Origin of the sequence: Rhizobium sp. ERR 942, assembly GCF_007828395.1 — a bacterium.
Classification (GTDB): Bacteria; Pseudomonadota; Alphaproteobacteria; order Rhizobiales; family Rhizobiaceae; genus Rhizobium; species Rhizobium dioscoreae.
On the sequence record NZ_VIUA01000004.1, the window covers coordinates 476,934 to 494,494 of the forward strand.

Annotated in this window: 15 protein-coding genes; 7 read left to right on the top strand and 8 right to left on the bottom strand. The window is 61.3% G+C overall.

Going from position 1 to position 17,561, the window contains the following annotated elements; genetic code table 11:
- The 4 genes from FBZ97_RS19125 to FBZ97_RS19140 are packed head-to-tail and all read right to left on the bottom strand — an operon-like array spanning position 1 to position 4,134.
- Entirely contained in the window at positions 1 to 819 is an 819-nt protein-coding gene (locus FBZ97_RS19125) for an ABC transporter permease (protein ID WP_145321201.1), read from the bottom strand.
- A gap of 31 nt (positions 820 to 850) precedes the next feature.
- A complete protein-coding gene (locus FBZ97_RS19130) occupies positions 851 to 1,927 on the bottom strand; it encodes an ABC transporter substrate-binding protein (protein WP_113353461.1) in 1,077 nt (358 codons plus the stop codon).
- 14 nt (positions 1,928 to 1,941) lie between these two features.
- Positions 1,942 to 2,772: an ABC transporter ATP-binding protein gene (locus FBZ97_RS19135; protein WP_145321199.1), complete on the bottom strand. Its 831-nt coding sequence runs from the start codon at positions 2,770 to 2,772 to the stop codon at positions 1,942 to 1,944.
- 6 nt (positions 2,773 to 2,778) lie between these two features.
- Entirely contained in the window at positions 2,779 to 4,134 is a 1,356-nt protein-coding gene (locus FBZ97_RS19140) for an LLM class flavin-dependent oxidoreductase (protein WP_113395166.1), read from the bottom strand.
- A gap of 307 nt (positions 4,135 to 4,441) precedes the next feature.
- Here FBZ97_RS19140 and FBZ97_RS19145 point away from each other — a divergent pair, with 307 nt between their 5' ends.
- The 6 genes from FBZ97_RS19145 to FBZ97_RS19170 are packed head-to-tail and all read left to right on the top strand — an operon-like array spanning position 4,442 to position 10,756.
- The gene (locus FBZ97_RS19145) at positions 4,442 to 5,620 is read left to right on the top strand and encodes an acyl-CoA dehydrogenase family protein (protein WP_113395167.1); all 1,179 of its coding nucleotides are present in this window, start codon (positions 4,442 to 4,444) and stop codon (positions 5,618 to 5,620) included.
- Positions 5,621 to 5,631: 11 nt separating this feature from the next.
- Positions 5,632 to 6,987 carry an LLM class flavin-dependent oxidoreductase gene (locus FBZ97_RS19150; protein ID WP_145321197.1) on the top strand — a complete coding sequence of 452 codons (1,356 nt, stop codon included), beginning with the start codon at positions 5,632 to 5,634 and terminating at the stop codon, positions 6,985 to 6,987.
- Between the two features lie 11 nt (positions 6,988 to 6,998).
- On the top strand, positions 6,999 to 7,337 hold the full coding sequence (locus FBZ97_RS19155) for a DUF3088 domain-containing protein (RefSeq protein WP_113395169.1): 339 nt from the start codon (positions 6,999 to 7,001) through the stop codon (positions 7,335 to 7,337).
- Positions 7,338 to 7,349: 12 nt separating this feature from the next.
- Complete coding sequence (locus tag FBZ97_RS19160) at positions 7,350 to 8,570, top strand: acyl-CoA dehydrogenase family protein (protein WP_113395170.1); 1,221 nt, start codon at positions 7,350 to 7,352, stop codon at positions 8,568 to 8,570.
- Positions 8,567 to 9,895 carry an LLM class flavin-dependent oxidoreductase gene (locus FBZ97_RS19165; RefSeq protein ID WP_145321195.1) on the top strand — a complete coding sequence of 443 codons (1,329 nt, stop codon included), beginning with the start codon at positions 8,567 to 8,569 and terminating at the stop codon, positions 9,893 to 9,895. Before FBZ97_RS19160 ends, FBZ97_RS19165 begins: the two co-directional genes overlap by 4 nt.
- A 12-nt stretch (positions 9,896 to 9,907) precedes the next feature.
- The gene (locus FBZ97_RS19170) at positions 9,908 to 10,756 is read left to right on the top strand and encodes an NADPH-dependent oxidoreductase (protein WP_145321193.1); all 849 of its coding nucleotides are present in this window, start codon (positions 9,908 to 9,910) and stop codon (positions 10,754 to 10,756) included.
- 8 nt (positions 10,757 to 10,764) lie between these two features.
- Here FBZ97_RS19170 and FBZ97_RS19175 read toward each other — a convergent pair whose 3' ends face one another.
- Entirely contained in the window at positions 10,765 to 11,775 is a 1,011-nt protein-coding gene (locus tag FBZ97_RS19175) for a LysR substrate-binding domain-containing protein (RefSeq protein ID WP_145321191.1), read from the bottom strand.
- Between the two features lie 316 nt (positions 11,776 to 12,091).
- Between FBZ97_RS19175 and FBZ97_RS19180 the strand changes: the two genes are divergently transcribed.
- Positions 12,092 to 13,708, top strand: coding sequence for an ABC transporter substrate-binding protein (locus FBZ97_RS19180; protein ID WP_145321189.1), 1,617 nt, complete (start codon positions 12,092 to 12,094; stop codon positions 13,706 to 13,708).
- A 61-nt stretch (positions 13,709 to 13,769) separates the two neighbouring features.
- Here the strand turns inward: FBZ97_RS19180 and FBZ97_RS19185 are convergent, their stop codons facing one another.
- The 3 genes from FBZ97_RS19185 to FBZ97_RS19195 all read right to left on the bottom strand — a co-directional run bounded on the left by FBZ97_RS19185 (position 13,770) and on the right by FBZ97_RS19195 (position 17,550).
- A complete protein-coding gene (locus FBZ97_RS19185) occupies positions 13,770 to 15,191 on the bottom strand; it encodes an FAD/NAD(P)-binding protein (protein WP_145321187.1) in 1,422 nt (473 codons plus the stop codon).
- Between the two features lie 3 nt (positions 15,192 to 15,194).
- Entirely contained in the window at positions 15,195 to 16,430 is a 1,236-nt protein-coding gene (locus FBZ97_RS19190; protein WP_145321185.1) for an acyl-CoA dehydrogenase family protein, read from the bottom strand.
- Between the two features lie 61 nt (positions 16,431 to 16,491).
- Entirely contained in the window at positions 16,492 to 17,550 is a 1,059-nt protein-coding gene (locus FBZ97_RS19195) for an aldo/keto reductase (protein WP_145321183.1), read from the bottom strand.
- Positions 17,551 to 17,561: the final 11 nt, after the last annotated feature.

A 17,561-nucleotide genomic window follows, 5' to 3' on the forward strand; every position in this document is an offset into this window, starting at 1 on the left:
TCAAAGCTCCCGCCGCTTCCACCGCTGGATCAGCAGTTCGGTGCGATCCAGCCCCTTGTCCATGACGAAGCCGACAAGTCCGATGGCAATCATCGCGACGATGACGGTATCGAGCCAGAACATCTGCCGCCCCCAGACCAACAGGTAGCCGAGCCCTTCGGACGAGGCGAGCAACTCGACACCGACAAGCGATGTCCAGGAATGGGTAAGGCCATAACGGATACCGGTGAATATCGAGGGAACGGCAGCCGGCAGCACGATCAAGCGCAGGGTTTGCCAGCGGCTGAAGCGAAGCGCTCTGCCGACCTCGAGATATTTCGGCGGGACGCCGCGGACCCCGGCGAGCGTGTTCATCGTCATCGGCACGATGGCGCCCTTGGCGATGATGATGATCTTCAAGCTCTCCTCGATGCCGACAAGCAGCATCAAAAGCGGGATCCATCCGAGCGTCGGGATCTGCGCGAAGGCGAGGAAGAGCGGCTTCACATAGTCCTCGACCCTTTCGGAAAGCCCCATGGCAATGCCGAGCAACAGGCCGAGCCCGGCGCCGATGGTAAAGCCAACGACGACACGGCCGAGACTGACCCCGGTGTGATAGAGAAGCTCGCCGCTCAGGATCATGTCGCGGCCGGCCTGGTAGACATAGGCTGGCGGCGGCAGGATCTGCTCCGGCAGCCAGCCCCTGGCGGAGGCAACCCACCAGAGGCCAAACAGGCCAAGCGGAAAGATCAGGCCCGTCACGAAAAGGACAAGGCGCTGGAGCCTTGCTGGCGATGGCGGCAAGCCGGCCCGCCCGGTAGTCTCGACAACAGCGCTCACGCCAATCTCCTAGTCTTGATCGCGTCTCCGATCAGGAGGCGACCGGCTTTCCGTCGGCGCCATAGGGCTGCCAGAATTTCGTCAGCCCGAGCTTTTCCAGCGCATTGTTGAGATATTTCGGTTCGAACCAGCCGTTAAGGTCGACATCGCGCCGGATCAGGCCGTATTCCTTGCTCTTGATCGCCTGCTCCTTGTACTGCGAGACCAGGAGATCGTCGATCAGCGGCGAGTTGCGATAGGTGAGCGTATCGTTGCGGAAATATTCCTCCAGGATCGGAACGGGCGTGCCGGACTTGTGCCAGAGTTCGAAGAGGGCCGCACGGTTCTGCTCTTCCGACGACCACTGCGCCGCCTTGACGAACGCGTCGACGACACGCTGCGTGATCTGCGGATGGGCGTCGATGAAGGCCTCGCGGCCGATGATGCCGGCATTGCGCCCGAAACGCGGATCGTCACCCTTCGTCGTGTAGATGACATCGGCGCTGTCCTTCGCCGCGAGATTGATGAGCTGCGTGTCGCCAAAAGCCGCATCTATGTCCCTGCTGGTCAGGGCCGCGACCGTGCCGGCGGTATCCAGATTGACGACCTGGATGTCACGCTCGGTCAATCCGTGTGCCTGCAAGATCTTGATTGCGGAGAGGTGGCCGTTGGTACCGCGCTGCAGCGCGACCTTGCGGCCCTTCAGATCCTCGATCGTCTTGATGCCGGATCCCTTGGCGACAGCGAGATAAAGCGGCTTGCGTGCGCCGCTCGCCAGCAGAAACTTCGTCTTCAGGCCGGTTGCCCGCCCAATCAGCGCCGGAAGATCGCCCTGATAGGCGAAGTCGAGCTGGTCGTTGGCGAAGCCCTCGTTCACCGCCGGCCCGGCACCCTTGAAGAAAGTCCATTCGATCTTGACGTTCGGATCGTTGGCGAATTCCTTTTCCAGAAATTCGCCGGCGCGAGCCGTCGCAGCCGACGTTCCCTCGGCATAGGGTTTGTTGTCGACGCCGATCGCGGCGTAGCCAACGTGAATGACGAGGGGATCCTGCGCCCAGGCCGGGGCGGATAACAGGCCCAGGGCGACCGTCGCGCCGGCGACCAAGCGGGAAATAATGGACAGTTTCATCTGTTGCTCCGTGATTATTCTGCTGCGACGACCGCAGGCCGGATTTCAACCGCCGGACTTGTGATGCTCGCTGGCGGGCGAGGCGTTGACGTCGTGGCGTTGAGGCTCTCAAGCACCCGATTGCGGATTTCGACCAGCATCGGGGAGGTGCGATCGCGTGGGCGCGCCAAGTCCACCGGAACGATGTCACGGATGCGACCCGGCCGGGGTGACATGACGACGACGCGATCGCCGAGATAGACGGCCTCCTCGACGTCGTGCGTCACCAGAACCATGGTGATGCGTTCCTTCGCCCAGATCGTCTGCAACTCGTCCTGCAGCCTTGCTTTGGTGATGGCGTCGAGCGCGCCAAAGGGTTCATCGAGAAATAGGACATTCGGGCGATTGACCAATCCCCGCGCGATGCCGGCGCGCTGCGCCATCCCACCGGAAAGCTGGTGCGGATAGGCCTTTGCGAAGCCGGAAAGCCCGACAAGTTCGAGGTGGGATTCGACGAGCCTGTTCTTCTCTGCCTTGGACAGCCCGGAATTCTCGAGCCCGAGCGCGATATTGCGGGCGACGGTCAACCAGGGGAAAAGCCGTGGCTCCTGAAAGACGATGCCGCGCTCAAGGCTCGGCTCCTTGACGGGCCGGCCTGCGTGACCAACGAATCCCGATGTCGGAAGATCAAGGCCGGCACCAAGGCGCAACAGCGTCGACTTTCCGCAGCCGCTCGCTCCGACGATCGTCACGAATTCACCCTCGGCGATATCGAGGCTGACATCGTCGAGCGCGGTCAAAATCTCACTGTTGACCTTGAACTGGCGGGTGACGTGGCTGATCTGGAGATGCAGGGAGTTGCCCATGGCCGACTACTCCGCGGCGACGGCATGCCGCGCCGGATGCAAAGGTACTCTCAATCCGAGGTTTTCGCGTAGTGTCGAACCTTCGTAATCGCCGCGGAAGAGGCCGCGGCGTCGCAGCTCCGGCAACACATGTTCGACGAAATCATAGAGACCGGTCGGCAGTTGCGGCGGCATGACGTTGAAGCCATCGGCAGCACCCGTCCTAAACCATTCTTCCATCTGATCGGCGATCTCGATCGGCGTTCCCACGATCTGCCAATGACCACGCGCGCCGGCGATACGGAGATAAAGTTCCCGGATCGTCAGGCTTTCGCGCCTGGCAAGATCGAGCAACAATTTCTGGCGGCTCTTGCTGCCATTGGTCTCAGGCAGATCCGGAACGGGGCCGTCGAGCGGATATTGGGAGAGATCGACACCGCTTGCCATGCCATTCAGCATTGAGAGGCCGACCACCGGATGGACGAGATCCTGAAGTTCGGCGAATTTTTGCTGCGCTTCCTCGCGCGTTCTGCCGACGACCGGGAAGATGCCCGGCATGATCTTGAGGTCATCTCGGTCCCGACCATATTTCGCGAGGCGACCCTTGATATCCGCGTAGAAGGCTCTCGCATCCTCGATGGTCTGATGGGCGGTAAAGACGACTTCCGCGGTGCGGGCGGCGAGCTCCCTTCCCGGCTCGGACGAGCCTGCCTGCACGAGCACTGGGTGGCCCTGCGGCGTGCGCGACACGTTCAGCGGCCCCCGCACCTTGAAGTGCTTACCCTTGTGATTGAGGATGTGCTGCTTCTCAGGCTCATAAAAGACGCCGCTCCGTTGATCGCGGGGGAATGCGTCTTCCTCCCAGGTGTCCCAGAGGCCCAGCACGACATCGGCGAACTCCTCGGCGCGTTCGTAACGCTCCGCATGGGCATAATGCTCGTCCCTGCCGAAATTATGCGCTTCGTGATCGCTGGACGATGTCACGAGGTTCCAGCCGGCGCGGCCGCCGCTGATATGATCGAGAGAAGCGAATTTGCGGGCGATGTGATAGGGCTCGTTGAAGGAGGTCGAGGCGGTCGCCACGAAGCCGATATTCTTCGTCACCGCCGCGAGAGCGGAAAGCAGGGTGATCGGCTCGAACTGGGCGACATAACGCTGGGCCGTGCGATGGAGCGCCTCCGTATCGGATCCGCGCGTTCCCACGCCGTCAGCCATGAAGATCAGATCGAACTTCGCAGCTTCGGCGACTTGCGCCAGCTCGACATAGTGGGCGAAATTCGAACCGGCGTCGGCCTGCGTCAGCGGATGCCGCCAGGCGGCAATGTGGTGCCCGGTCGGATAAAGAAAAGCCCCGAGCTTCAGTTGCCTTTGTCTGTCCGTCATCGTCTTCTCCATCATGGCTGCGGAAGAAGGCTAAACGTTAAAGATTATAATCTATAGAAATTATATTCTATTTACCGCCACCAGTTCGGATTCCTTCGTCACGCGACATGTCGAACCGACGGAGATCATTTCGCGGCGACACGTAACGGCTGGAAACTGCGGACGCCTAAGTTTTTTCGATAAGCGGGGAGAAGAATTTCTTCCCAACGGATCAAATAGATATTGCTGGACTTGGGCCCGCAATCACCGAACCCTTCAGGCCTCAAAGCGGCGATGCGCCGTTCAAATCCATAGGCGTGAAGCAGACATGTCTTTCCCATCACACACATCCGATCCCCTTGTCGCAAAAGCCGTCGAGCTCCGGCGGGCATTCGACCGGGACGCGGTCGAGCGCGACAAATTGGGTGGCAGGCCGACCGAACAGATCCGCCTGCTGAAGGAGAGCGGATTGCCTTCGGCGCAGATTCCGACCCGATATGGCGGTCGCGGCGCTTCCTGGCTCTCCATCTTGCGGATCGTGCGTGAATTCGCGCGTACCGACGGCTCGCTGGCGCATCTCTTCGGCTACCACCACCTCCCCTTGAACCTCGTGCTCTTTCGGGGGTCGGACGTGCAGCGGGAGCGCCTGCTCAGGGCATCCGCCGCCGGCAATTTCGTCTGGGGCAATTCCGGCAACGCCATGTCGAAAACCTCGTCCGGAAGGCGGATCGGCCGCGGCTGGCTGGTCAACGGCAAGCGCCCGTTTTCCTCCGGCTCGCACATATCAGACTATATTCAAATCTCCTTCGAAAATGACGAGGGCGAGCGCCTGACCGCGGTCGTTCCCGCCAATCGAAACGGCATTGTCATCGAGGACGATTGGGATGGCATCGGCCAGCGCCAGACCGGCAGCGGCACGGTCAGCTTTCACGACCTCGAGATTGGGGATGACGAACTCATCAGTTCCCCGGCGGTCCCGCTGACACCCTATACGTCGCTGACCTCCCTGCTGCAGCAAAGCGTGCTGCTCAACGTCTTCGTCGGCAGCGCCCAGGGCGCGCTGGAAGAAGGCCGGGCTTACACGACGACATCGTCTCGGCCATGGATCTATTCCGGCGTCGACAAACACACCGACGACCCCTGGATCAAGCGGCAATATGGCGATCTCTACATCCGCACGCTCGCTGCCATCGAGCTCGCCGACAAGGCGGCGCTGAGCCTTGATAAGGCCTTTAACCAGGGACCGGGCCTGACGCATGAAGATCGTGGCGCCGCCGCCATCGATATAGCCACGGCCAATGTCTATGCCGGCGAAGTCGGGCTTGCCGTCTCCAGCGAGATCTTCGAGGTCATGGGCGCGCGATCGGCAACGACGGCAAACGGTTTCGACCGCTTCTGGCGCAACGTGCGGACCCATACGCTGCACAATCCCGCCGAGTACAAGAAGCGCACGCTTGGCACATGGCTGCTGACGGGCGAGTTCCCCGTTCCGGCGATGTATCGCTGAAAGGACATTCCATGGCTAGACGAAAGGATCAGATCAAGCTCGGCGCCTTCCTGCTCTTCACCGGCCACCATGTCGCCGCCTGGCGGCATCCGGAAGCATCGGTGGGTACCGAGTTCGAGAACTATCTCGAGCTCGCCAAGCTCGCCGAAGCCGCCAAGTTCGACACCATCTTCTTTGCGGACGGTGTTGCCGCTCGTCTGAGGGACCTGGATGCGGCAAGCCGGAAGGCGCATAGCGGCATCTATCCGTTCGAACCGATCACGCTGCTCTCGGCGCTTGCCAGCGTCACCCGCAATATCGGCCTGATCGCAACCGCCTCAACAAGTTTTTCCGATCCCTTCAACCTCGCGCGCCAGTTCGGTTCACTCGACCGCCTAAGCGGCGGCCGCGCCGGCTGGAACCTCGTGACCTCCTCCGATCCGGACGCCGCCTTCAACTTCGGCCATGACGCGCAGGTTCTGCATGCCGACCGCTACGACCGAGCGGAAGAATTCGCCGATGTCGTGCTGGGCCTGTGGGACAGCTTCGAGGACGATGCCTTCATCCGCGATCGTGAGAGCGGCCGGTATTTCGATCCCGGCAAACTGCATAGGCTCGACCATAAGGGGCGCCACTTCAAGGTGCGCGGGCCGCTGAACATTCCACGTTCGCCGCAGGGGCGGCCGGTTGTCGTGCAGGCCGGAGCCTCCGAGCCCGGCAAGGAACTGGCCGCGCGCACCGCCGAGGCGATCTTCGCCGCGCAGATCACGCTTGGCGAAGCAAAAGCCTTCTATGCCGACGTCAAGGGCCGGCTCGGCAAATATGGCCGTTCGCCCGACGACTTGAAGATCCTGCCGGGAATCTTTCCTGTCGTCGGGCGAAGCGAAGCGGAAGCCGAAGACAAATTCCAGGCCCTGCAGAACCTCATCCAACCGGAAGTCGGTCTTAATCTCCTCTCGCAATTGACCGGCGTCGACTTGAGTTCCTATCCGCTTGACGGTCCCGTGCCCCGCGAGCCGCCTGTCACCAATGCCGGCAAGAGCCGCCAGGAACTGGTGCTCGATCTCGCGCGCCGCGAAAACCTGACCATCCGCCAGCTCTACCTGCGCATTGCGGGCGCACGCGGCCATTGGCAGGTTGTTGGGACGCCCGCACAGATCGCCGATGTCATGGAAGAACGCTTCGAAAACTTTGGCGCCGACGGCTTCAACATCATGGCGCCCATCATGCCCGGAGGCCTTGCCGATTTCATCACGCTTGTCGTGCCGGAACTGCGCCGCCGCGGCCTGTTCCGCAGCGACTATGAAGGCGCGACGCTGCGCGAAAATCTCGGGCTCAAGCGTCCGGCCAATCGTTTTTCCGCAGGCAATGCGGTCGCGGCGGAATAGGAGAAGATCAAGTGGCTCGTGACAAATTGTTCCTCATTTCCCCCGGCTTTGCCGATCCGAAACATCCAGGCGTCAGCTTCGTCTGCCCCTATTGCAACGCGATCGAGGGACTGCTCGCCTCATTCCCGGATCTTGCTTCGGCGATCGATGTCGAAAGGGTCGCGTTCCCGCGACCACGGCAAAAGGTGATCGAGGTTGCCGGCGAGGAAAACCAGTCGCTGCCGCTTCTCATTCTCGCGGAGAACCCGCCTGATGACGCCAGCGACTGGAACGGAACGCGCTTCATCAATTCGACCAATCGCATCCTCGAGCTGCTTGCCGAACGGCACGGCTTTCCGCGCCTACATTAGAACGAGGCCGTCATGACCATGAAACCAGATGGCTTCGAGCCACCCTATCCTCCACCCTCCCTTTTCGAGGCGGATCAATCGAATCCCCATCTCGCCAAAGCCGTGGAGCTTCGAGATATATTTGCCCTCGATGCCATCGAGAGAGATCAATCTGGCGGCAGGCCCGCCGAGCAGATCAGGCTCCTGAAGGAGAGCGGCCTCGTCAATCTGGTCATCCCGAAGGAATTCGGCGGTGCCGGCGAACCCTACTCCACCGCCATGCGCATCGTGCGTGAATTCGCCAAGGTGGACGGTTCGCTCGGTCATCTCTATGGCTATCATTTCAGCCCGCTGCAAAACGCCGTTACCACGCTCCGCGATGAGCGATCCCAAGACATCCTGCGCCGCTCCGCGACCGGTCGCTGGTTCTGGGGCAACACGACGAACAGTTTCTCGAAAAGTCTGTTCGGTCGAAAGAAAGGGGAAAAGGTCATCCTCAACGGCTTCAGGCCGTTCGCCTCGGGTTCGCATGTCGCCGACTATCTGATGGTCGCCTGGGAAGACGAGAACACCAACAAGCGGAGCTTTGCCTATATACCGGCCGACCGCAACGGCATCACCATCACGGACGATTGGGACGGGATCGGCCAGCGGCAGACCGGGAGCGGCCGTGTTCTCTTCAAGGATGTCGAGATCAGCGACGAAGAGATCCTGCCGGAGCGCCCGCAGGATCCGATCGCCCTATTGGCACCATTGCAGCAGCAGAGCGTGCTTCTCAACGTGTTTGTCGGCTCCGCACAGGGAGCATTGGCAGCGGCGCGCGACTATACCGTCACGAAATCGCGGCCTTGGATCTATTCCGGTGTCGAGCGCCATTCGGACGATCCATGGATCAAGAGGCAATATGGCGAGCTGTGGATCAAGGTACAGGCGGCAACGGCGCTTGCCGACCGGGCTTTGGCGGCGGTTGATGCCGTTTATGCGAAGGGACACGATTTGACGGCGAAGGAGCGCGGTGAAGCGGCGATCGCGGTCGCCTCCGCCAATGTGCTTGCCGGACGCGTCGCGCTGGAGGTGACGAGCGAGATCTTCGAGGTCATGGGTGCACGATCCGCCGTCAGGCCACTCGGTTTTGATCGCTTCTGGCGCAACGTGCGCATCCACACGCTTCATAACCCCGCCGAATACAAGACCCGCAATGTCGGGACCTGGTTCCTCGACGGCGAGTTTCCCGAACCGGGGATATTCCAGTGAGCAGAAAACGCGAACTTCATCTCAACATCAACATATTGCACTCAGGATTTTCGCCGGCGGCGTGGCGTATGCAGGGAAGTGACCCGCGCGCGTCCTTCGATATCAATCACTATATCAATGTCGCTCGAATCGCCGAACGCGGTACCTTCGACGCGATCTTCCTTGCCGATCAGGCAGCCATTTCCGATCGCGTCGATTTCCGCCCGCTGACGTCTCTCGAGCCGACCATCGTGCTGGCCTCGGTGGCGGCCCATACCGAGCATATCGGCCTGATTGCCACCGCATCGACCACCTATAACGAGCCCTACAATATCGCTCGCCGCTTCGCGACCCTCGATCACGCCAGCGGCGGCCGCGTCGGCTGGAACATCGTCACCAGCGCCGATCTCTCGCAAAGCCGGAATTTCGGCCTGGAAAAGCCGGTCGCGCATCACGGCCGCTATGAGCGCGCCGAGGAATTTGCATCGGTCGTCAAGGCCCTATGGGACAGCTGGGAGGAAGATGCCTTCATCGGCGATGTCGAAAGCGGCCGGTTCGTCGATACCAACAAGGTCCATGCGATCGCACATCGCGGCAAGCATTTTTCCGTTCATGGCCCGCACAACGTCCCACGCCCGCCGCAAGGACATCCCGTCATCGTGCAGGCCGGCGGCTCGGATGATGGGCGGGGGTTGGCAGCGAGGCACGCTGAAGCGGTGTTCTCAGCCTCGCAATCCCTGGAGGAGTCGCTCGATTACGCGCGCGACCTCCGAACAAGGGCCGCCCGCCATGGCCGCGCGCCCGACAGCCTGCTGGTGCTCGCCGGCCTCGCCACCATCATCGGCAGCACGGAGGCGGAGGCCAGGCGACGGCAAGAGGAGCTGCGGGACCTCATTCCGCTGGAATACAGCCTTGCGCGCCTGTCCGGCGTCCTGCAGGTCGATCCAGGCAAGCTGAAACTCGATGAGCCCCTGCCCGACGATATTCCCTTGCCGGCTGACGGCGGGCATACCTTTTTCCGGGCAACGCTTGCTCTTGCCCAGCGCGAGAAATTGACCGTACGCGGCCTCATCCGCGCCTTGAATGGCGGGACCGGACACCGCACCATTGTCGGCACGCCCGACGCGATTGCCGATGATATCGAAAAATGGTTCAAGGCGGGCGCGGCCGATGGCTTCAACCTGATGCCCGATGTGCTGCCGCATGGCCTGGAGGTCTTCGTGGACGAGGTGGTGCCCATCCTGCGCCGCCGCGGCCTGTTCAGGAAAGTATATACGGGGCATACCCTACGGGACCATCTCGGCCTTTCCCGGCCGGCCAACCCCTATGCCATTGCCGCCGAATAAAGGAGAAACAGCATGACATCAGCAACGACGGCGAAACTTCCCGACGATGATCGGCTCGCCTCTCTCGTCGGCGAGCGCTATCGCAACAGCCATCATATCGGCGCCGACTGGAATGAGACGATCGAAACGTTGCTGTCCCACCGTAGCATGCGCGACTATCTGCCAAAGCCGGTTCCGGATGACATTCTCCACCTCGCGGTCGCCGCTGCCCAATCGGCGCCGAGCTCGTCCAACCTGCAGGCCTGGAGCGTCATTGCCGTCAGGGACGATACGCGCAAGGAAAAGCTGAATGCCGTTGCCGGAACACAGAGGCAGATCACGCAGGCGCCGCTCTTGCTGATCTGGCTCGCGGATCTTTCGAGGCCACGCCGCATCGCGGCGGACCAGGGTTCAGCCGCCGATGGCCTCGACTATGTCGAAAGCTTCCTGCTCGGTGTCATCGACGCCGCGCTCGCGGCGCAAAATGCCGTCGTCTCCCTGGAATCGCAGGGTCTCGGCACCTGCTATATCGGTGCCATCCGCAACGACCCGGAGACCGTGGCGCGTGAGCTGGAATTGCCGGAGGGTGTCTTTCCAGTTTTCGGCCTGACGGTCGGCTATCCCGACCCGGCCATACGGGCCGCCGTCAAGCCGCGGCTACCGCAAACGAGCGTGCTCCATAGCGAACGCTACGATCACCGCCGGCGGTCGGAGGACCTACGACATTACAACACGGTCCTGCAGGACTTTCAGACCGAACAGCGCATGCCGCGCATTGATTGGACGGTGCAAGTGAAAAACAGGATCGGATCCGTCGAAGCCCTGAAGGGACGACACCTTCTCGGCGTGGCGGCTCGCCGCCTCGGCTTCAGACTGAAATAATCGGCCGGCTATTCGGCGGCGGCAATGTCGAGCCCGCGCAATATATCGCGCGACAGGATGTCGCCGATCGTCCGCACGACCTTGGCCTCTGCCCGCAGCCAGTTGCGGAACAGTTCGACGCGCATCAGGCGCTCCTTGGCCGGCGTCGTGACGAAGAAATAGGAAAAGCTCACGGCTTGCGAACCGCCGAAGGGCGTCACCAGACGTCCCGCCTTCAGCTCGGCCTCCGCCAGGCGGATTTTCCCAAGACCAAGTCCTTGCCCCGCCAACGCGGCATCTATGACGAGAGATGATTGACTGAGGCGGAAGCCGCCCTGTGGCAAACGCAGGGATAGTCCTTCGGCACGCAGCCAGCCATTCCAATCCGGGCAGGAATGATCATGCTCCGCGCCATCCTCGTGCAAGAGAGGCACCCCTTCGATCGCCCGCGGGCCGTTCCACAGCCAATGCCGCTCGGCGAATTCAGGGCTGCAGATCGGCACGACGGCCTCGGAGAAAAGGTGATCGACGACAAGGCCGGGATAAACGCCGCTGCCATAGCGGATGGCGCAATCCGTGTCGCCTTTATTCAAATCGGTCAAATGCATCGAGGCATCGACCAGAATCTCCAGGCCAGGGGCTGCTTGCCTCAGACCATCCAGTCTCGGGATCAGCCATTTACTGGCAAAGGACGGCGCGACCGATACGCGGATCGGAAGATCGTGATCGCTGGCGATGAATTGCGTCATCGTCGCCAGAACCACATCGAACGCGTTTGTCAGTCCCGGTACAAGTGCCATGCCGGCAGCCGTCAACTGGAGTTGACCGCGGACCCTGTGAAACAGCGACTGCCCCAGATAGTCCTCCAGAAGCCGGATCTGTTGGCCGACGGCCGCCGAGGTGACGTGCAATTCCTCGGCGGCGCCAAGGAAACTCAGGTGCCGCGCTGTCGCCACGAAGGCGCGCAACGAAGTCAATGGCGGCAACCGCGCCAAGGTCGGCTGGATGGGCTTTCTCCGAGTGTCGGCAATCGTGTTCATTAGCCGATTGCAGCACAATCGGCCATCTCAAGACGAGAACGCGCTTTGCGTTTACCGGTGAGCGGATGGATATTTTCTTCCATGCCCAGACGGCGTGGGGGAAGCAAAAACTAAAAATGCAAAATAGTCTATATTTTTAATGGACAAAAGATTTGACCGGGCCGTTTCAGGCGATCCGGCGAAGCTTTTCTTTCGCGGGCGATCAGAAAAACATTCTTCCGTTTTACCCGCCCGGCGCCCGAAGATGCGCCGATCGCGGACATCTCCGCCAGCGGTTCACCGAAGGACCGATCCGTTCAACCGGCAAGGAAAGCGAATGACCATCAACCGCCGCCGTTTCAACCAATTGCTTCTGCTGTCGACCGCAGCAACCCTTCTGCCAACCGCCGCGATGCGCGCGGCCGAAACACCGCCGCGCGGCGGCACGCTTAATTTCATCGTCGAACCCGAACCGCCTACCATCCTGGCGCTCGCCCATACCGCTGGCGGCACGCAGAAGATCAGTCCGAAGATCACCGAGGGGCTGCTTACCTATGATTTCGGTCTCGTGGCGAAGCCGCAGCTTGCGACCGAATGGTCGGTGGCCTCAGATGGCCTCACCTATACGTTCAAGCTTAGACCCAACGTCAAATGGCACGACGGCAAGCCATTCACCTCGGCCGATGTCGCCTATTCGATCGAGCTCCTGAAACAGGTTCATCCGCGTGGACGAGGCACGTTCGCCAACGTCATCGCGGTCGACACGCCAGACCCCCTGACGGCGATATTCCGTCTCTCCAAGCCAGCGCCTTACCTTTTGAAAGCGCTCTACGCGGCCGAATCTCCGATCGTGCCGAAACACATCTACGAAGGTGTCAAGATCGCCGATGTTCCGACCAATCCGAACGGTAGCGCCCCTATCGGTACCGGTCCCTTTGTTTTCCGGGAGTGGGTGCGCGGCTCGCATATCATCCTTGAGCGCAATCCCGGTTATTGGGATGCCGGCAAACCCTATCTCGACCAGGTTGTGGTTCGCTTCGTGCCTGATGGCGCCGCCCGCGCGGCGGGCTTCGAGACCGGAGAGTTCGATCTCGGTGGCGACAATCCCATTCCGCTTGCCGATCTCGAGCGCATCAAGGCGCTGCCGAATATCGGCATCGATTCCCGCGGCTACGAGACGAAGGGCGACCAGACGCAGCTCATCCTCAACCTCGATAATGAATACCTGAAGGATGTCCGCGTGCGTCGCGCGATCGCGCATGCCATCGACCTCAACGTCATCCTCAATACGGTCTGGTATGGCTATGGCCACGTCTCGCCAACGCCTATCAGCACCTTCCTGCCGCAATATCTCAATGCCGCGATCAAGCCCCATGCCTTCGATCTCAAGGCGGCGGAGCAATTGCTGGACGAGGCCGGCTATAAGCGAAACGGCGGCGGCACTCGGTTTGCGCTTCGCCTGACGCACAATTCCTACAATGAAGGCTTCAAACGCGTCGCCGAATATCTGAAGCAGAACCTCGCTCGCATAGGTATCGACGCGAGGATCGATTCCTACGACTTCTCGACCTATATCCAGAAGGTCTATACCGAGCGCGCCTTCGACCTCACGGCGGAATATCTCGGCAACCAGTTCGATCCGACGCTCGGCGTGCAGCGCATCTACTGGTCGAAGAACTTCAAGCTCGGATTGCCTTTCTCCAACGCCAGCCACTATCAAAATCCGGAGGTCGACAGGTTGCTCGAGACAGCTTCGATCGAAGTCGACGAGGCAAAGCGCAAGCAGGAATTCAACGACTTCCAGAAGATCATCGCCGATGAGCTGCCCGTCATCAATCTGATCTCGCTCGAAAACGTCACGGTCTTCAATAAGCGCGTCAAAAACCACACGATCGGCGCGGAAGGCGTGCAATCGAATTTCGCCGATGTCTATATCAAGGAGGGCGAAGGCTGACACTAAAAGCAGCCCGTTCTGCTTGCGGGGGCGATGCGGCGCCCCCTTCCTTTATGTCGGATTACGAGGCGGCACGGGCGAGCGGCGTCAGTTTGGCGAGAATACGATCGGCCAGCGCAATCGCCTGCGCTCGTTGCTCCGAGATCGAGCTAGACTCCCAGGCAACGCCGCGCAGCGGATGGCCGATGGCGCTGATGTTGCGGTGAACACGCCCCTCTTCCGAAATGACATCCCCTTGCTCCGTGGCATCGATGCCGAAACCGGTGCTGTGCGGGCGAACCTCTCCGCTTTCGATGAGGCTCCTGACGAAGGGATCGGAAATGCGTCGCCAGTCGTGCAACTGATGGCCACGGCAATCGATGACGCCGCCGAAAGAATGGGACTCGGTACCCGAACGCGTCTTCAACGTCGCCGTGATCAAGCGGCCAGCGGGCTTCATGGAAAGCAATCGCGCGGTCCCGTGCCGGAGCCTGCCATCGGCAATCGCCTTGGAGACGGCGCGATAGCTGTCAGGCGCGGCGCGATGCGCCGTAACATCCCAGAATGCCCGCAGATGACGTGCGAACCGCGCTCTCTCGACATCGTCAGCCTTTTGCCACAAAGGCAAAATGTAGGGCCGGATGGCGAGCGGCAGCGCCTGCCAATCCTTGGCCTCGGCCGCCAGTGCGCGACGTTCGGCCTTGACGATCGAGAGCAAGGACCGCGCTGTGGTCGGTAGAGGTCTCTCTGCGAGGAAATCACGCTCCAGCGCGACATTGCGCCGATCCTCTATGAATTGACCACGCCTGGATATGACCTGATAGCGGCCCTGGAAGCCTCGCGCTTCCATGCTTGCGACCGCATCGACCATCGACAGGCTCGAGCCGATGAGCAGTATTTCGTCTGCTTCCACCAAGCGATCGAGAGCTGCGGCATCCCACGGAGATGCCGCAAAACCTGGATGACGGGCGACGGCGGCTTCCTGTCGCGCAAGATCGGGCTGGAAGACGCCGAGGGCCAGAATCACCTCGTCCGCTTCGATAGTCTCGCCTTCACTTGTCGTGATCTCCACCCTGTGTGGAGCGGAAACGAGACGGCTCGCGATGGCCCTGACATGCCGGAATGTCGATCCGGAGCGTGCTGTCGATATCGCCCGGCGCAGCTCATCGCGGACATAGGTTCCATAAAGGTGGCGCGGCGGAAAACTGCCTGCGATATCGGCGGGCGGTGTCCAGCCGTAACGTAACGCGTTCTCCGCCAGCCAATGAGTGAGATGGTCGGGCTCTTCCGGATGAAGGGAAAAGGTACCAGCGGGGCCATTGACGAGATGCACGGCCTCGGTCGTGCTATAGGCGACCCCACGCCCAAGCTCCTCGCGGGGCTCCAATATCGTGATCGAAAGCGGTACCTCCGTCTTGTCGAGCAGCTTTATCGCGGTCAGCGCACCGGCAAAGCCGCCACCGATAATGACGACGGATTGGTGGGAATGCGGGTCGATGTACATGGCTCAGAAGACCTTGCCTTCTTCCAGATGGGTCGTGGTGCCGTTGATGTAGTAATCGCCAACCACCCGCGCCTTGTGCAGCAAAGGGTTATGGTTCAGCACCGTGCGAATGTTGCGCCAATGGCGATCGAGATTGAAATGGCGCGACGTCGCCGACCCGCCGCCGAGCTCGAAGACGTTGGTCGCGGCGGTAAGCGCGAGCTGCGATGCGACGATCTGGGTGCGCGCCGTCGTCAGCGCGCTTTCGACCAAAGCCGTCTCCAAGATCCGCGGATCATCCCCTGCGAAGGTCGCGGCCGTCCGATCGAGCGCGCGAGCGCTCTCGCGGATCAGCGTATCGACGGCAAAGGAGTTTGCTGCGATCTCGCCTAATATCTTCTGGACGAAAGGATCGGCATTGGCCGTCTCGGCGGCGCTGTGGGCTGCCGAACGCGCCTGCCTGCGCACGTAATCCGTGCCTTCTGTCAGCGCGCCGCGGACCGCGCCCGCCATCGAGGCGGCAAGATGCAGCTGACGTAGGGTCGAGGTGTGCCTGCCGACCAGCGTGCTCAGCCCGCGCCTCGAAATCTCGTGCGGCAGCACTTCCACGTCATCGAGCAGGACGCCACCGCTTGCCGTCAGACGCTGACCCATGCCGTCCCAATCGTCGAGGATGCTGATCCCCTTACGGTCGATGGGTAAAAGCACGCTGACGAGCTGGTCGTCATCATCCTTGGCACTGAAGGAGGCGAAATCGGCGAATGCCGTGCCGGTCGCATACCATTTGCGCCCGTTGAGCCTATAGCTCTCGCCGGATTTCGTCAGCCGCGTTGTGACATCACCAGGACGCTTCGTCCCCTGCTCCGTATGAGCGCCGCCGAAGAGCTTACCGCTAAGGACGCGGGCAAGCTGCGTGCGATCGACCGAACTGTGCGGATTGAGCAGCAGCGCTTCCGTGAAGTTGAAATGACTGCGGAGCGCGTGGGCAACATTGGAATCGGCCGCGGCGAGCGTCATCACCATCTCGATATAATCGAGCACCGATCCGCCCGGCCCGCCAAGCGCCGTCGGTATACGCAACGCGCCAAGGCCGGCCTCCTTGAACAGCTTGAAAGCCTCATGGGGCAGCTCGCGTTCGAGGTCTCGACGCGCAGCGCCTTTTGCGATCTCCGCGGCAAGATCGGGTATTCTTGCAAGCAACGTCGTGCGATTGGTCTCAACGGGTACGGAGGGCGCGGTTGATGAAACTGTCATGGGCATGAAGAGGCTCTTTGCGCCGGAAGGGAACGGCCCCGCTCAAGCGGGGCTCTAGGCTTGGCAATCAGGCGACGGCGCGAGCAAGCGGCACGACGTTTTCATTGTCGCGGGCGGCGCTGGCGGGAACGCGACCCTCGACCGGGTGGCTCGGATCGTTGAACCCCGGGGTCGATGGATGGCCCGTCGTGACCAGACGGTCGACCAGAGCTTCGTCCTCGGCGGTCAGCTTGACGTCGAGAGCACGGATGTAGCTATCCCAATGCTCTTGCGTGCGTGGACCGGTGATCGCCGAGGTGATCAACTTGTTGTTCAGTACCCAGGCGATCGCGAATTCAGTCGGCGTGACCTTCTTGGCGGCGGCGTGAGCGGCGATTTCCTTGGCAATGGCGATCGATTCCGGACGCCATTCGGTCTCAAGAATGCGCTTGTCGCCGCGGCCGGCGCGGGTATCAGCAGCGGGCTCCTTGCCCGGCTCATACTTGCCCGTCAGCACGCCACGCGCCAGCGGCGAGTAGGAAACGACGCCTAGACCGTAATGATAGGCAGCCGGCAGCTGCTCGGCTTCGGCGGTGCGGTTGACGATGTTGTAGAGCGGCTGGCTTGCAACGGGGCGATCGATGCCGAGCTGATCGGCGAGATGCGAGATCTCGGCGATGCGCCAGCCGCGGAAATTCGAGACGCCGAAGTAGCGCAGCTTGCCCGCGCGGATGAGATCGGCGATCGCGCGCACCGGCTCCTCCAACGGCGCGTCGAAGACAGCGCGATGGAAATAAAGGATGTCGATATAGTCGGTATTGAGACGGCGCAGCGAATTTTCGACCGTCTCGATTACCCATTTGCGCGAATGACCGCCGAGATTGGGGCCCTTCTTGTGCGAGTTGACGAACTTCGTCGCAAGCACCCAATGATCACGATTTGCCTTGATGCCGCGACCGACGACCTCTTCCGACTTGCCATCATGGTAGACATCGGCGGTGTCGATGAAATTGATGCCCTGGTCACGGGCCTTGTCGATAATGCGGAAGGCGACGTCGTCAGGCGTCGGCCCTCCGAACATCATCGTCCCAAGGGTGAGAGGCGATACCTTCAGGGCGCTACGCCCGAGATAGCGATAGTCGACCATGTCATTTCTCC

Excerpts from the sequence above, each read along its gene's own strand:
- FBZ97_RS19130 (WP_113353461.1), bottom strand. The coding sequence starts at position 1,927 with ATGAAACTGTCCATTATTTCCCGCTTGGTCGCCGGCGCGACGGTCGCC.
- FBZ97_RS19135 (WP_145321199.1), bottom strand. The coding sequence starts at position 2,772 with ATGGGCAACTCCCTGCATCTCCAGATCAGCCACGTCACCCGCCAGTTC.
- FBZ97_RS19140 (WP_113395166.1), bottom strand. The coding sequence starts at position 4,134 with ATGACGGACAGACAAAGGCAACTGAAGCTCGGGGCTTTTCTTTATCCG.
- FBZ97_RS19145 (WP_113395167.1), top strand. The coding sequence starts at position 4,442 with ATGTCTTTCCCATCACACACATCCGATCCCCTTGTCGCAAAAGCCGTC.
- FBZ97_RS19150 (WP_145321197.1), top strand. The coding sequence starts at position 5,632 with ATGGCTAGACGAAAGGATCAGATCAAGCTCGGCGCCTTCCTGCTCTTC.
- FBZ97_RS19160 (WP_113395170.1), top strand. The coding sequence starts at position 7,350 with ATGACCATGAAACCAGATGGCTTCGAGCCACCCTATCCTCCACCCTCC.
- FBZ97_RS19170 (WP_145321193.1), top strand. The coding sequence starts at position 9,908 with ATGACATCAGCAACGACGGCGAAACTTCCCGACGATGATCGGCTCGCC.
- FBZ97_RS19175 (WP_145321191.1), bottom strand. The coding sequence starts at position 11,775 with ATGAACACGATTGCCGACACTCGGAGAAAGCCCATCCAGCCGACCTTG.
- FBZ97_RS19180 (WP_145321189.1), top strand. The coding sequence starts at position 12,092 with ATGACCATCAACCGCCGCCGTTTCAACCAATTGCTTCTGCTGTCGACC.
- FBZ97_RS19185 (WP_145321187.1), bottom strand. The coding sequence starts at position 15,191 with ATGTACATCGACCCGCATTCCCACCAATCCGTCGTCATTATCGGTGGC.
- FBZ97_RS19190 (WP_145321185.1), bottom strand. The coding sequence starts at position 16,430 with ATGCCCATGACAGTTTCATCAACCGCGCCCTCCGTACCCGTTGAGACC.
- FBZ97_RS19195 (WP_145321183.1), bottom strand. The coding sequence starts at position 17,550 with ATGGTCGACTATCGCTATCTCGGGCGTAGCGCCCTGAAGGTATCGCCT.